This is a genomic window from Streptomyces sp. 150FB, from assembly GCF_000818195.1.
Taxonomy (GTDB): Bacteria; Actinomycetota; Actinomycetes; order Streptomycetales; family Streptomycetaceae; genus Streptomyces.
In genome coordinates this window covers 6,757,005-6,757,955 of the sequence record NZ_JTHL01000001.1, presented here as the reverse complement: position 1 = coordinate 6,757,955, position 951 = coordinate 6,757,005, and the positions used below count along the sequence as shown (strand labels likewise).

Annotated in this window: 1 protein-coding gene; it reads right to left on the bottom strand. The window is 69.7% G+C overall.

What is annotated here, in order from left to right:
• On the bottom strand, positions 1–911 hold a 911-nt coding region (locus tag QR77_RS46995; protein WP_236711171.1), incomplete at its 3' end, for an acyltransferase domain-containing protein.
• Positions 912–951: the final 40 nt, after the last annotated feature.

Sequence of the window (951 nt, the reverse complement as noted above, 5' to 3'; positions counted from 1 at the left end):
CCACCGCCGATGACGTTCGCCCAGTCCACGTCCGCGCCCGACACCCAGAGCCGCGACAGGGCCTCCAGCGCCGTACGCTCGCCGTCCCGGTCGCGCCGGGAGAGCGGTACGGCGGTGGTGTCTTCGTTGGCCAACTCTCCGGCCATGGCGCTGAGTACGCCGTCGGGGCCTACCTCGATGAAGCGCGACACCCCACTGTCGGCCAACACGCCCACGCCATCGGCGAATCGGACGGTGGAGCGGACCTGCGAGACCCAGTAGGCGGGAGAGGTCAGCGCGTCGGCGGTCGCCATGCGGCCGGTGACGTTGGAGACGAGGGGCAAGCGGGGGGCGTGGAACTCGACGCTCTCCAGGACGGCCCGGAAGTCCTCCAGCATGCCGTCCATACGGGCGGAGTGGAACGCGTGGCTGACGCGGAGACGGCGGGTGCGACGTCCGGACTCCGTGAAGTGCGCCGTGATCCGCTCGACCTCGGACTCGTCGCCGGACACCACGACGGAGGTCGGGCCGTTCACGGCGGCGACACTCACACCATCAGCCAGGAAGGGAAGGACTTCGTCCTCCGACGCCTCCACCGCCGCCATCGCACCACCGGCGGGCAGCGCCTGCATCAACGAACCACGCGCGGTGACCACCCGGCACGCATCCGAAAGGGACCACACTCCGGCTACGTACGCGGCAGCCAGCTCACCGATGGAATGTCCCAGCAGGTAGTCCGCCTGTACACCCCAGGACTCCAGCAAGCGGAACGAGGCCGCCTCGAAGGCGAACAGAGCGGGCTGCGTCCACCGCGTCTCGTCCAGGCCCTCACCCCCGAACATCACCTCCCGCAGCTCAGGACCGAACTCCCCACACACCTCGTCCAACGCCGCAGCGAACACCGGGAACGCCCCATACAGCTCACGCCCCATCCCCGCCCACTGCGCACCCTGCCCCGTGAACAACACCGCC